The organism is Peribacillus deserti (assembly GCF_002863585.1).
Classification (GTDB): Bacteria; Bacillota; Bacilli; order Bacillales; family DSM-1321; genus Paraperibacillus; species Paraperibacillus deserti_A.
Genome location: NZ_PGUY01000044.1, coordinates 16,374 through 29,261, shown reverse-complemented (window position 1 = coordinate 29,261; position 12,888 = coordinate 16,374). Strand labels below are relative to the sequence as shown.

The 12,888-nt window shown below is 38.1% G+C and carries 8 protein-coding genes, 5 pseudogenes and 1 riboswitch; of the genes and pseudogenes, 7 read left to right on the top strand and 6 right to left on the bottom strand.

From position 1 onward, the window contains the following. Window positions 1-103: 103 nt before the first annotated feature. The 4 genes and pseudogenes from CUU66_RS14410 to CUU66_RS14395 form a co-directional block, all read right to left on the bottom strand. Window positions 104-1,398: pseudogene (locus tag CUU66_RS14410) on the bottom strand (IS110 family transposase). Between the two features lie 160 nt (window positions 1,399-1,558). Continuing rightward, complete coding sequence (locus tag CUU66_RS25220; RefSeq protein WP_308302497.1) at window positions 1,559-1,654, bottom strand: DUF6366 family protein; 96 nt, start codon at window positions 1,652-1,654, stop codon at window positions 1,559-1,561. A gap of 359 nt (window positions 1,655-2,013) precedes the next feature. Continuing rightward, window positions 2,014-3,756 carry an ABC transporter ATP-binding protein gene (locus tag CUU66_RS14400; RefSeq protein WP_101643348.1) on the bottom strand — a complete coding sequence of 581 codons (1,743 nt, stop codon included), beginning with the start codon at window positions 3,754-3,756 and terminating at the stop codon, window positions 2,014-2,016. Window positions 3,757-4,468: 712 nt separating this feature from the next. Further along, entirely contained in the window at window positions 4,469-4,654 is a 186-nt protein-coding gene (locus tag CUU66_RS14395) for a terminase small subunit (protein WP_180955293.1), read from the bottom strand. Between the two features lie 386 nt (window positions 4,655-5,040). Here CUU66_RS14395 and CUU66_RS14390 point away from each other — a divergent pair, with 386 nt between their 5' ends. The 3 genes and pseudogenes from CUU66_RS14390 (at window position 5,041) to CUU66_RS14380 (ending at window position 8,018) form a co-directional block, all read left to right on the top strand. Further along, the gene (locus tag CUU66_RS14390) at window positions 5,041-5,475 is read left to right on the top strand and encodes a hypothetical protein (RefSeq protein WP_101643343.1); all 435 of its coding nucleotides are present in this window, start codon (window positions 5,041-5,043) and stop codon (window positions 5,473-5,475) included. A gap of 796 nt (window positions 5,476-6,271) precedes the next feature. Further along, on the top strand, window positions 6,272-7,069 hold the full coding sequence (locus CUU66_RS14385) for a carbon-nitrogen hydrolase family protein (RefSeq protein ID WP_101643341.1): 798 nt from the start codon (window positions 6,272-6,274) through the stop codon (window positions 7,067-7,069). A gap of 368 nt (window positions 7,070-7,437) precedes the next feature. Next, a pseudogene (locus CUU66_RS14380) lies at window positions 7,438-8,018 on the top strand (DUF2975 domain-containing protein). Window positions 8,019-8,160: 142 nt separating this feature from the next. Here the strand turns inward: CUU66_RS14380 and CUU66_RS14370 are convergent. Continuing rightward, window positions 8,161-8,343 (bottom strand): annotated as a pseudogene (locus tag CUU66_RS14370) (recombinase family protein); the annotation flags it as partial. 459 nt (window positions 8,344-8,802) lie between these two features. Here CUU66_RS14370 and CUU66_RS25545 point away from each other — a divergent pair. The 3 genes and pseudogenes from CUU66_RS25545 to istB form a co-directional block, all read left to right on the top strand. Then, a pseudogene (locus tag CUU66_RS25545) lies at window positions 8,803-9,084 on the top strand (helix-turn-helix domain-containing protein); the annotation flags it as partial. Continuing rightward, complete coding sequence (locus tag CUU66_RS14365) at window positions 9,061-9,669, top strand: Mu transposase domain-containing protein (protein WP_441339243.1); 609 nt, start codon at window positions 9,061-9,063, stop codon at window positions 9,667-9,669. The pseudogene CUU66_RS25545 and the gene CUU66_RS14365, both read left to right, overlap by 24 nt. Next, a pseudogene (gene istB, locus CUU66_RS14360) lies at window positions 9,662-10,411 on the top strand (IS21-like element helper ATPase IstB). The gene CUU66_RS14365 and the pseudogene istB overlap by 8 nt, the downstream one beginning before the upstream one ends. Before the next feature lie 309 nt (window positions 10,412-10,720). Here the strand turns inward: istB and CUU66_RS14355 are convergent. Further along, window positions 10,721-10,978: a hypothetical protein gene (locus tag CUU66_RS14355; RefSeq protein ID WP_101643335.1), complete on the bottom strand. Its 258-nt coding sequence runs from the start codon at window positions 10,976-10,978 to the stop codon at window positions 10,721-10,723. 289 nt (window positions 10,979-11,267) lie between these two features. Next, window positions 11,268-11,368: riboswitch (purine riboswitch) on the top strand. 162 nt (window positions 11,369-11,530) lie between these two features. Between CUU66_RS14355 and CUU66_RS14350 the strand changes: the two genes are divergently transcribed. Further along, window positions 11,531-12,724 carry a nucleoside transporter C-terminal domain-containing protein gene (locus CUU66_RS14350; protein ID WP_101643333.1) on the top strand — a complete coding sequence of 398 codons (1,194 nt, stop codon included), beginning with the start codon at window positions 11,531-11,533 and terminating at the stop codon, window positions 12,722-12,724. The last annotated feature ends 164 nt before the right edge of the window (window positions 12,725-12,888 follow it).

The following is a 12,888-nucleotide window of genomic DNA, read 5'->3' as shown; positions in this document are numbered from 1 at the left end:
GGTCCTTGCCCGAAGTTTAGTTGCTTTGCTGACTAATCCGTGCTTCAAATGTACGAGTCTAATCACACCTGAAATCCTTTTCTACTTTACTGTTCCTACTGAATTAAGCGGCTATTTCACCTTCTATATTTGCTCTCATATGAGGGATATCCTTTAACATTCGCTCTTCACTAAACTCAAATTGTTTCTTACCAATGGCAAAAATATGCGTATTAACTTATTGCACAAGGCTATCAGAGACTGCATTTTCTTTAGAGGATTTTCCGGACACTGGGTATAATAAGCATGAAGTGCTTTAAATGCCGAATTTTTAGAGACCATAATCATACAAACCCTGAAGAGGAGAGCCCTTAACTTCTTCCTACCTCGTTTTGTGATTTTTGTTTGCCCCTTATGCTTTCCTGAAGTGTTCTCCTTCAAGCTTAATCCAGCTAGCTTTATGATTTGTCTAGGGTGAGAATAATCTTGAAGATTTCCCACTTCCGCAAAGAAGCCGGCAACCGTATCTCTCCCTACACCCTTAATAGCTAACATTTGTTGAACACCAGGGATATATTCAATTAGGTTATCGATCTTATTATCTAGTTCTTCGAACTTCTCTTGTATCAAGTCATATTTATCAAGCAGAGTGGCCAATTCTAATTTGGCCATACTAGAACATTGGCAAAGTCCGATGGACTCTTTAGCTGCTTGTTTTAACTCTAGTATTTTGTTTAATCCTACACTCCGACTAACTGCTTTTCGTAAATGATCCAATAAGAACTGATCAGTGAAATGAATCAGTTCATGTGGTAAGGCACCTAGCCTTAAAAATTGCAAGGCTGCTTTCCCTTCCCAACTCTTAAAGACTGTTAAAAACTCAGGCAAATACCGATCTAGCCAGTTGTGAATTTGGCCTTGCACCGTTTGAAGGTCAACAGTTAGGAGATCACGTATTTTTTTCGCCACACGGAGTTCTGCATAAACAACTTGTGGAATGGTTGGTTCGTTCGGCGTATCTCCCATCCTTGACCAGCTGTGCGATGACTTTAGCATCTTTCACATCGTTTTTAGTCGGTGAGTTATCGTCGAGTTCCTTACTTTTCTTAACATGTAATGGGTTCACTACGACAAATTTTACATTATTTTCTTTCAGTAAATGAGCTAGGTTTAGCTTGGCCGGTAGGTTCCATACCTACTATCACTTTCTCCATTGTCTGTTCTTTCTTTAATTTATATATCCACTCAAGAAACAGATGAACTCCCGACTTGGTATTATCAAAATAACAAGGGGAACCAAACTCCATTCCTCTATAGTCCTGTGCACGTGCGACATGCTTGAACTTGGCAATATCAACACCAATAATAAGAGTCTGAGAAGTGATTTGAGAAAATCTTTTCATTTTGGTTATAATTCATTTTATATCCTCCTGGTTTAATGAGTCCTCCTTTTCGCGTGCCAGCTTTAGGACTCTCCCATTCTACCAAGAGGTTATTTTTTTATTCAAACCTCATTTTCATTCTTTACAGGAATGCTGCCCCGTTAGTTGCACAAAAAAACCCTGGATTAACGCAACTTTTACTTAAAGAAGAGTGAGGCGAGAATAAATCCTATTAGGATAGTAAGGATAAGAATCCCCGTGCCTTTCCACCCCAAATTACCTACTAAATCCACAATTTTTCACTGTTGGCTCTATTAAAAGCATCATTCAAACTACCCATTGGATTTCCTTTCAGTTATTCTTGTCTTAAACTCTCTCTTCTTTGTTCAGGAGTTTCTTTGTTGTCTATCATATAAAACACCCCCTATAAAATTAACCAATCATCCCCAGTGAATATAAGCGAAATCCATAACTATCCTGCACCGTTTGTTTGAAAAGGAATTCAACAAAAAAGATTCCTAATCCTGCCTGGATCAAAGCACCCTATAGTTTGAGTGCATTTTTTCAACTAAGGAATATCCGTTATAGGTTTTACGCTTTGAAAACTGGAAAAAACTCGGCCCTTTTTTAAGAGCCGATTTAACCAAAAAAATTACAATATTGATTCAAACTGTTTGGAGTATAGGGTCGAATAAACCCCATTCCTTGCAAGCAGCACATCGTGTGTTCCTTCTTCAACAATACCCTCATCAGTCAAAACGATAATCCTCTGTGCGTTTCGAATTGTTGAAAGGCGGTGGGCTATAACGAGTGTTGTTCGCCCTTTTGCAAGCAATTCTAGTGAGTCCTTAATAATGCTTTCGCTTTCGTTATCAAGTGCACTCGTTGCTTCATCCAAAATAAGGACTGGCGGATTCTTAAGGAAAACACGGGCGATGCTAAGCCGCTGCTTTTGTCCTCCTGAAAGCCTGACCCCCCGCTGACCAATTTCAGATTGATAACCGTAAGGCAGCTTCATGATAAAGTCATGTGCATTAGCGTACTGAGCGGCAGCGATAATTTCCTCATCACTTGCATCGGGATTCCCGTAGCGGATATTTTCCATTACCGTTCCTGCAAACAAGTAAACATCCTGCTGAACGATCCCAATGTTTTTTCTTAATGAATAAAGATCGATATCACGGATATCGATTCCGTCCAGCATTACTTTGCCCTCAGTTACATCATAAAAGCGGGGGATAAGAGAGCATAAAGTCGTTTTGCCTGCACCCGATGGGCCAACCAAGGCAACATATTCTCCCTTTTTTATTTTAAGCGACATATTTTTCAAAACATGATCCAAATGGTCTTCATAACGGAATTGAACATCCCTGAATTCGATATCACCAAGGACTTTCCGAAGACTTACAGCATTGGGTTTGTTTTCGATTGCGGGCTTGAGGGTCATAATTTCCATAAAGCATTGGAAGCCGGTAAGTCCTTCCTGAAAAAGAGTGCTCATCTGAGCCATTTTTTGAATTGGTTCAAGCATAAAGTTTATATACAGTAGGAAAGTGATTAAATCTGCCAAATCCAATGTATCTCTTACGATGCTTGAACTTCCGAAGATGATTACCGCAATTGTGATCAGCTGGATAAACGTTTGTATTCCATTATAAAAATTCGCTTCTGTCTTATAGAAGGTGATCCTGCTTTCGAGAAAACGATTATTTTCAAGGTTGAACTTCTGAATCTCTACGTTCTCGTTTGCAAACGATTGGACAACGCGGATGCCAGCCAAACTATCCTCCACTTGTGCATTTACGTCTCCTATCCTTTCTTTGTTTCTCTTTAATGCCCTGTTTTCAATCTTGTTAAAATATAAAGTAAAGAACCCCAGGACAGGCAAAAAGCAGAACACAATAATTGTCAAAGGCCCATTAATAAAAAATAGGATAACAAATGCTCCTATAAAGCGGACAAGATATTTCAGGTAATCTTCAGGACCGTGATGGTAAAGCTCGGATAGCCATAGGAGGTCGTTCGTAATCCTGGACATAAGCTGGCCGGTCTTTTCCTTATCATAAAATCCTAGCGAAAGCTTTTGCATGTGCTCAAACAGCTCGGCACGGAGGTTACTTTCCATCTTAGCACCCAATTCATGGCCCTTGTAGTCTACGAAATAGTTGCCGATATTCTGAATTGCGGTTAGGACAAGCAAAAGTCCGCCAACCCAATATATTTTATTCAGGGCTAGGGACAGGTCCCCTTCCAGTACATATTTTGTAATATACCGGACAAGCAAGGGAAACAGCAAGGACAATGCAGATACGAAAAAAGCACAGGCCAATATGGACAGAAACAATTTAAGATAAGGCTTATAATAGGAAAAAAATTTTTTGACTGGAAAGTTCATGAGTTACCCCTTTATGTGTTATTTAAATAAACACATATAAGGAAGTAAACCGTTACAATTAAAGAAGTGTTTCCCCCTTATATGTTTGTACGGTTTTGTTCATGATGTTTCTCATTGAAATTCCTCCTTAATCGGTGATAAGAAAATTATAATCTAAGTTTTTTTATTAAGTACAGAATATTTGTAAAAATTAATCTTTCAAAGAGTATTTTTTGGTAACCTTTGAGGGTCTGCTTATATATACAGTTAGCTGCCATTGACAATTATCTAAAGAAAACATTGGGAAATTCGTGTGTGTTTTATGTCTTCTAGAAGGGTTTTTGGGGCAATTTTTGTTTAGGAGGTCTAACTTTAGACAGGAATAGGAGGGGTTCCATCTTCAGCTAACATGCCCCGTTTGTATATGTTAATTTCAGCAAAAAGGTGCCTCAATCCTTCCCGGACGAAAAATCGCTCGAAAGCTCCGTGAAATTTTCCTAGGTTATTTCTTAGAAGGTCTAGGGATATTAAACTCCACTGTTATATTGCTATTTTGGTTTACCTCCTGTTTCTCTAGGGCCTTAAATCCAGCTCTGTCTAGAAAGTCTAGCTTTAATAAAGTCATTAATCGGAGAAATAGAAATGTCTATCCGAACGCACTTTTTAATAGATGCGCTAGAAGCTCGCAAGGTGTTACGAGAAATCCTGGAAGATCAAGATGTTAATCCAATGGTTAGGTATCAAGTTGCGTTATCTTTTCCTTCTTTAGCATGGCACTCGCAATTACAGTTGCGTTCTTTTCAGAATATCCAGCTTTAACTGCGGATAGTGTTCCATTATTTGTTTTGACATAGCTGTTACAAAAAGCAATTTCTTTTTCAGTGTAATCAAACACCTCGTCAAGTTGTATAGATGCCACTTTTAAACCATTCCTTCCATGTCTTTTATATTTCGGAATATATCACATTGGATAATGCTTGAATATGGAGTGTCATAAAAGTAGAAAAGTGCGGATATTAAGAAAATATAAAAAAAGCATGCAAAAAAGAAGCCCATAATAAAAAATGCACCTTACAATGTCTACATATAAAGAATGTCTACCAGCAAGGTACTTAATTATCAGTTCTCTAACTTTTCTAACGCTTCCCTAATATAGTCAAAATTTTCAGTTTATGTTTGTCTTTTGTTCACCGTCCTTGATATACTAGATGTGTAGTTTAATATTTCTAGTATTTTTTGGACTGTGCGTAAGTGCTGCTTTTCTACCTGAAACACTTCCACCGGTCTAGAAAAAAGGAGGATAACATGACCCAAAACTCTACCGAATTTGTTGACAATTTCCGTTCTGGTGAAGTGATCACCACTGGCTTTGAAGGCTGGTCTGACGAGATAAAGGACGAGTTCAAACGAAATGAGTTCAATGGCCATATTGGTTCGGAGCTTGTGTTCGAAAACAACCGTGTGCGTGTCTGGAATATGACATTGGCTCCCGGTGAGAAAATGCCGGCGCACCGTCACGTGCTCGATTATTTCTGGACTGCCGTGACGCCTGGTCGCTTCCTTCAGCGGAACCACGACGGCACGACCTACGAGAGCAGTTACGATGCCGGGGTGACCCACTATTACAAGGTCGAGCATGGCGAATTCGCCTTGCACAACCTTGAGAATGTCGGCGACACCACGATGATCTTCACTACGGTTGAATTCAAGAACAGCGCAAATGAACCACTCGAGCTCTGAGCTAATTAGCGTCGCCCCATAGTCAAGCCCGTCGCGCATCAGTGGCGTGTTTGTGAGATGTTTACTCCTGCATTTGCGGCTTGTTTCGCCGCAAATGTCACTCTTCTCTGGCAGGGGCAAGCCTGTAACCGTCACCGTTCATTTCTAGGCAATGACCGTGGAGGGTCAAGCTTGTCGTCTAATCGCGCGGCAAAATGCAAGCCCTTTTTAACGCTGAGGCTGTCGTTTGCCTAAGTGTCGTCTTCGCGGCCGGCATTCATCCGCCGCATGATGGGGCTTCGCGGGTGAGGCTTTTCGCATCGCATGCATTATGACGGCCAGCTTCCTCGCAACGGCCACAGCCGCGCGCTTGAAGTCGATCCTCTCCCTCAGCTCCAGTCCCCAAAGATCACGAATAAATTATGTTGAGTAACAATAAAGTCGGTTTTTTTTTTTGTAAAACTTTGATATTTTAAGCAATAAGAGTAAACAACTTTTTTATCGCAAAATTCATTCTCACTTCTGAATGCCAAATCGAAAGTAAACAACTATTTTTTTATTTGTCCATTTTAAGGAGCAAAAGAATGTGGCTTCACGCCGTTAAAAGTAAACAACTTTATTTGTACTGAACAAATTAGGTTAACACCCGCTTGTAATAAATGCATTGCCTTTGTATGTCTGAAAACATCAGGGTAACCTTATCTGGAATAATCGAAGAAACCGCATTTTTAAGGTTGATGCTGAAAGTCCATTGGAGAAATTTGAACCGATCAACCAATCGCATTAGTGTTTTAAATTCTTTGGAGGTGTGTTTTTAATGAAAGTAGCTGTTGCTCAATTAAGGACAAGTGAAGATAAAAATGAAAATTTGGAGAAGGCGGAAAGGTATATTAGACAGGCTAAGGAGTCGGGAGCGGATTTTGTTTTATTACCTGAAATGTACATGGCATTTATTCCTGCTTCTTCTAATACAAGTCCTGCAAAAATAGCCGAACCTTTAAATGGTCCTTTTGTAAAAGGCTTGGCAGAAATCGCTCTTAAGAATCAGATTAATGTAATATGCGGAATATATGAATCAAAACCAGATGAGGAATTTAGAGCCTATAATACAACAGTGTTCCTTAACCGTTCAGGTGATTTGTTACAAGCCTATCGTAAGACACATTTGTATGATGCTTTTACCTATAAAGAATCTGATCAAATTATCCCTGGATCGAAGGTTCCGGATGTCGTGGAAACGGAGTTTGGTAAGGTCGGTATGCTGGTTTGTTATGAAGTGAGGTTCCCTGAGATTAGCAGACAATTAGCACTGAAAGGTGCTGACTTTCTATTTATTCCTTCAGCATGGGTCGCTGGTGCAATGAAAGAAGATCATTGGCACACGCTATTACGTGCCAGAGCTATTGAAAACACAGTTTACGTTTTTGCCTCAAATCAAGTGAATAATATTTTCTCTGGACGCAGTATGATAATAGATCCAATGGGTGTAATCATGGCAAGTGCAGGAGAAGAAGAATCTTTGATCATATCGGAAATTGATCTTGACCGGATTAGCCGGGTACGCGAAAAATTACCAAGTGTTGCTGACCGTAGGCCTGAATTTTATGTAAACTAGTGCCCCTTCATGGAACTTAGTTCTCGAATTTTGAAAGTAACGCTCGCTTGATTGGCTAAAAGTTATTAACTATCAGTATGCCGATGCTTACATAACCGCTTAAGGAAAGATCAGTTTGGTTTGCTGTTGGGGATTGAATCAAATGATTTACTTTATTAAACAATTTGGAAGTTTTGTTGAACAATTTATAAATTTAACATTTTAAAGTAAGAGCATTTCTTTTTAATGAGAAATGCTTTTTATTTTTGATAACATTAAAAGGGTTTTTCAATAACAATAATGAAATAGTATAAAACAATACTTTTTTATTGTAAAACAATAAATTCAATGTTAAATTCGTATTGTCATTAAATAAGTGAGGTGTTTAAATGAATGTCAAACGAGGTTCTATCACTTTCTTAAAGGTCATTATTTTTCTGGTTGGAATTGCAGTGCTTGCCGTGTGTATATATTTTTTGCCTGAAGCAGCCAGAAGAGATGCGATAGAACGCCCAGGTGATTATTCGCTATATCCACTTTTGGTATGTGCATATGGAATATGTATTACGTTTACTGTGGCGTTGTATCAAGGGTTTAAACTTCTAACCTATATCGAAAAGAACAATGCTTTCTCTGATTCATCTCTTCAATCTTTGAGGGTACTAAAAAAATGCACTTTTACTGTCATTTTCTTCATTTTGTTAGCAATAGTTTATTTAAGGGTTCGTGCTCAATTCACAGGTGATGATTCAGCAGGTCCAATATCTCTAGGTCTAATGGGCATCTTAGCAACAAGTATCATCACAGCCATTGTGGACGTGCTTCAAAAACCTATAAAGAATATCTTGGATTTGCAGCCAAAAAACAATTAACATTTTGAAAAATCGCAGTTATTGCTGCTGTTCTCCAAAGGCTTTTGCAGGAAGCAATTAACATAAAGTCAGAAAATGATTTGACGGTGTTTCAATAACTTACCAGTTAGTGCAATAAGATTATTTACTAATTTTACCAATGATAAAAGCGGTGCGATTTCGGGTGTGAAATCCACTGCTTTTATCATTGTTTTTATATATGCTTTTTCCTACGTGGGTACTTTAAAAAAGAGCGGCTTATTATTCGGCCGACTTTTTGCGTTTAGCTCGTATTAAAGTGCTCTTTGAGATTCCGGTTAATTCTTCGACTTGCTTGTAGGAATGCGTAGCCAGCAGGCTCAGCGCGTGTGCTATCTGCGCCTTGTTAAACTTATTCGGTCTGCCTTCGCGGAAATCATCACGCTGCTTTGCTATCGCTTTGCCTTATAAAGCATTAATACCTTTTTTTCAAGGTAGTTTTCTATCTTTGCCGCAAATTCACTAAAACACCCCATCCTTACCACCCACATTTAATAATCATATTTTCATTGTAATTTATAGGCTTAACTTTATTCACTTTAATTATATAAAAAACAATAAATATTTAAATAGCAAAAAACTATTGTGAGATAATCATGTTAATAAAATGTAAACCGTTGACTGGGTGACATATGAAAAATTATTTCTTGGATATAATCCGGTAATTGTGAATAATAAAATATTGATTTTATAACAAATGTGAATTAAAAAACTCCCTACTCAGGAGCTAGAGCTAACTTTTGTAACCGCTAAAATAAAGTGAACAGTTTTTGCTCACTTCCAATGAACACTTTTCGCCAATAAATTCATTCCTGTAAACTAAGTTTATCAGTTTATAGGAGGAGCATAATGGAGGAAAAGTTAATGATATATTTAGAGATTCACCAATTAACTAAACAAAGATTGAGAGTCTCTCAAATTGCTAAAAGGTTAAAGATTTCCCGAACTACAGTGTATAAATATTTGGAAATGACTTTTGAAGAAGCTGTAAAAGAATTTGATATTGGTGAACGAAAGAAGAAATTGGATCCCTATCGGGATTGGATTGTCAATTGGCTGAAGGAATATCCTTCCCTCAGTGGGGCTCAGATTTTTGATTGGCTCCAGGAACGGTTTCCAAATATTGAAGTCGGAGAAAGCACAGTAATTATAACAAGGAATGTCCGTAAGGACAACACGGTGCATTTCAAATCGAATCGATATTCTGTACCTGTCGGAACATACACTAGACAGGCCATCGTCCATATACACACCACCGACCATGTACTCAAGATTTGTGACCCTTCAACAGGAGAAATTATAGCAGAGCATTCTATCTCTCAAGAAAAAGGGAGACTAGTCAAGAATAGGAACCATTCCCGTGAGCGGTCCAAGTCGCTCGATTTATTAAGACAAGAACTGATCGCCCTTCTTGCCCATGATAAAGCAACAAACTACATAGACAAAGTCAGCAAGGACTATGTACGTTATCGACGAGACCAATTCACCCTGATTAAAAAAGTGGCACAAGAAAACAAGGAATGGGTCCACTTAGCGCTTGAGAAGTGTATAGACGAAAACCTGTACAGCGCCAATACCTTCCGTGATGTCGTGGGATTTCTCAAGCAGACATTACCTGATCAGCAACTTAAAATCATGGAGGAGAGCGACAAAATCCCGGTAGATATAGCGGTTCAGGCTAGAGCCATGGATCAATACCTCCAATTGATGGGAGGAAAATATGATGAGTAAGAGTGTCACGGAAATCCAGCAATCTTTTAGACAGTTAAGGATGGTGGAAACAGCAGAGGGTCTCTCCGATATCCTCCGCAAGGCGGAACAGAAATCTTGGACCTATCTCGAGTTTTGGAAGAGTTGACTACATTTGAACTTAAAAAGCGAGAAGAGAAAAGTATTGAAAAGCGACTGAACTGGGCAAGGTTCCCTTACCATAGACCGATTCATATGTTCCGAGTCGAGGAACAGGACGCAGTTACTGAAAGGCATAAAGCAGTTGCGTGAATATGAATGGCTTGAACAAAACTATAATCTCATACTACTTGGACCGCCAGGTTCAGGCAAGACACTACTTTCCGTGGGACTTGGTATCGAGGCAATTCATAAGGGATTTCAAGTATACTTCATAACAATGGGTGAGTTGATTCAGTTACTAAAGACCGAGGAGTACGTAAACAAATCTAAGATCCAGTTGAAGCGCTTGCGCGCTTCTGATCTGGTCATAATTGATGACATCATGTATATGGCAATGGACCAGCGAGAAGCTACCCTCTTCTTTCAATTAGTCCACCAACTATACGAGCAAAGTTCTTTAATTTTGACATCCAATAGAAGCCCTGAAGAATGGACAGAGATTGTCGGAAATCAAGGAATGATGACCGCAATATTGGATCGATTATTACATCGTGTCGAGGTTATTCATATGAATAATGAAAGCCATCGACTGAAGAACCAACAAAAGATCTTTAAAGATTAAAAAGTGTTCAGCGCTAATGAGCAAAAAGTGTTCAAATGGGGTTGACGGCTACAACTTTCTTCTATTTGCGGTGTATTCCAGAATAATGAAGCCACAGTCGGAACAATAACTGAGAATATACATAAATATCCATACATAGGTAGCCTTAATTATTAAGCCCTTAATATTGATTTTATAATACAAAAAAGACCGAGTATTAAGCTCGATCATCAAAATTCCACACATTCGTCCAGTTGGGAAATTTGGTATTTAATATCGTTTAGTTCGCTTTCTAACTCCCATTTTTTGCGTTCCTTTTCTTTGCGAAGTTTACCGTTCTTCCATAATCTTTTTTAAGTCAACGACAGATGAAAATATTGGATCAAGATGACTGCGACATTCGTTGATTTCCTTATTGAATAGCCGCTTTACCCTGGATCTGTAGGTATACCAATTTTTATCTGTGGGCTTTTTATACTTTACTTTACAACCAAGTCGGTGAGTTAAAATCACCATATCTTCAATACTTTTTATGTGAACCTTGAAAACATCTTCTTTGATACGATTGTTGAAAGACCGAGTTCTCATTTGTAATTCCCCCCAGTAGTGTTTTTGATTACTCTCTGTTACATCCCGAACGCATGTTCTTTATAAAGCAAAAATGATATGTTCCTTTATACGTTTTTGTAGTTGTCATTATTTTTGTTTTTTTAAAGTTTATACAAAACAGCAACTACCTTTAATATTTAAATATGCCCTATTGCTAATTGTTACCTCTAATTTCGATTACGTTGAATCTTTTAATTATTCATAGTTATAAAAAGAATGCAACTTTAAATCCATACATTGTAGAAACCTATGACATGTTATAAAATGAGCGTGTAATAAAAATTATCCTTGTATAATATCAGTTGAATGGTCTGATAGTTTCTACCCGGCAGCCATAATTGCCGGACTACAGGGAAGTATGAATAAAAAAGAGATAAACATGCAGACCATTTCCTTTGATAGAGGTTAATAATGTTACCTTTATCACAATTAATTGGGTTCCGCAGCTCTTTTTTCATGCTTCATTCTGTGGTTGAGCTTGAAGATGGAGGGCAGACTTATACAGGGAATCCTATTTGAGGAGTTGTTGGCATGCTTTTTTTACTAAATATTCTCGGGATTCTTGTTGTTTTTGGTCTTGTATTCCTTTGTTCTCCCAATAAAAGACAGATAAAGTGGCGACCTATCTTAAGTTTAATCATAGTGGAACTGCTTATTACCTGGTTTATGCTTGGAACCACAATTGGAACATGGGTCATAAATAAAATAGCATCCTTTTTTACTTTTCTAATATCGTGTGCAAACCAGGGGATTTCTTTTGCTTTCCCATCTGTAATGGCGAATCCTTCTGTTGATTTCTTCTTCAGTGCCTTAATGCCAATTATTTTTATCATCACTTTCTTTGATATTCTTAGTTATTTTGGAATTTTAACATGGATTATTGATAAAGTAGGCTGGGTAATTTCCAAAGTGTCGGGGCTGCCTAAATTGGAAAGTTTCTTTTCACTTCAAATGATGTTCCTTGGAAATACAGAAGCTTTAGCAGTTATTCGTCAGCAATTATCTGTTTTAAAGGAAAACCGTCTTCTTACATTTGGGATCATGAGTATGAGCAGTATTAGTGGGTCAATCATCGGAGCTTATCTAAGCATGGTTCCTGGAGAATATGTATTTGCTGCTATACCTTTAAACTGTTTAAATGCATTACTGTTGGCTAGTGTATTAAACCCTATAGAGGTCAGCAATGAGGAAGATATCGTATATGTTCCTTCTAAAAAGGAAAGAAAAGACTTCTTTTCTACCATATCAAATAGTATGCTTGTAGGTATTCGAATGGTTATCGTCATTTTAGCAATGGTTGTTGGTTATGTTGCATTGACAGCAGCTGCAAATGGCATCCTAGGATTTTTTATTCATGGGCTAACTGTCCAAAAGATTTTTTCTATTATTTTTAGTCCTTTTGCTTATCTGCTTGGATTGTCAGGTCATGATGCTATGTATGTTGCTCAACTTATGGGAATCAAGCTTTCTACAAACGAATTTGTTGCCATGATGGATCTAAAGAAGCATGTTCATTCATTGCCACCACACACTGTTGCCGTAGCAACAACGTTTTTGACTTCTTTTGCTAACTTCAGTACTGTAGGAATGATATATGGTGCTATAAGTTCAATAATGGGTGACGAGAAATCCAGTATCATCGGAAAAAATGTGTGGAAGCTTTTAGTGAGCGGCATTGCTGTGTCACTCCTAAGTGCAATGTTTGTTGGATTGTTTATTTGGTAAAATGAAGAACTGCCCTAAATCTTATGAGAACAGCCCATCCAAGAGGTGAGGGCTGTTTTTATATTAGTCTTATAAAACTATTTGTTATTTGATTATCAGGTGCGTCATGTTTAGTTTTTCTGCTAAAATGGATGAGTTCATAGTGAAACTGAAACATCTTGATT